Source organism: Methylibium rhizosphaerae (genome assembly GCF_006386545.1).
Lineage (GTDB): Bacteria > Pseudomonadota > Gammaproteobacteria > Burkholderiales > Burkholderiaceae_C > Pseudorivibacter > Pseudorivibacter rhizosphaerae.
Genome location: NZ_SWAR01000152.1, coordinates 1 through 975, shown reverse-complemented (window position 1 = coordinate 975; position 975 = coordinate 1). Strand labels below are relative to the sequence as shown.

The window sequence follows — 975 nt, the reverse complement described above, 5'->3', positions numbered from 1 at the left end:
CGTGCCTTCACGTCCGCAATGCTCCAGCTGCTGCCGTCGGCGAAGCGGATGGTTTCGACGGCGTGCTGGGAGGTGCCGTCGGTTACGAAGTAGCTGTTGATGGTCAGGCGGTCTTCGGTGCCGCTGACGCTGATGACCAGGTTGCTGCCGGAACGGCTGAGCGTGACGTTCGTTGGCGTGATGCCGGCGCCCAGCACGATGGTGTCGGCGTTGGTGCCCAGCGCGTCGCTGTCGTAGTTGTTGATCGTGTCCTGGCCCGAGCCCAGACCGAACAGGTAGGTGTCGGCTCCCGCATCGCCGCTCAGCGTGTCGTTGCCCGCCCCGCCGTCCAGCGTGTCGTTGCCGGCGTTGCCGTTGAGCGAATCGTTCCCGGCCCCGCCATCGATCCGGTCGATGTCGGAGCCACCGCTGAAGGAGTTGTTGCTGCCGTCGCCCAGATAGATGTCTGACGCAGCCGTGCCGCTGCCGGACAGCAGCACACCCAGCGACGCGAGCGTGGCGCGGATGGGCGCGTCCGCCGCGAGATTCCGGGTCCAGGCCCGCAGGAGCGCCACGGCGTCGAAGCCGCCTTCCCGGAGCGCCGGCTCCGCAGAGCGGATGAGCGCCACCAGGTCGGTGAAAGCGGCGACCTCGTTGACGGCCTTGAACACCTCGAGCTGCGCGGTCAGGGCCGCAGCATGGATGAACCGCCCAGCCACGGGTGTGGCATATCGCGTCTGGGCGATCACCCGGCCGGCAGCATCACGGACGTACTCGGTGAGGTAGTTCTCCGCATCCAGCTCCGCCCGCAGCAGGCCGACCGCGTCGTAGAACTTGCGGGTGACGCGATCGGCATCGCCGGGCTCCGGTGCGATGGCGGACGACGACGGCTGGGTGCCCAGCGCCGTGGTGTCGATCGCTTTGGCGTACCGGCGCTGCGCCACCACGCGGGATGCGCCGTCGTATGTGAGTTCCGTCACGTAGCCCAGCGCATCG

The 975-nt window shown here is 68.4% G+C and carries 1 protein-coding gene; it reads right to left on the bottom strand.

Translation table 11 applies throughout. The features are described 5' to 3' along the window. Positions 1–926: calcium-binding protein (locus tag E8D38_RS27875; protein ID WP_281286175.1), on the bottom strand; the 926-nt coding region annotated here is incomplete at its 3' end. Positions 927–975: the final 49 nt, after the last annotated feature.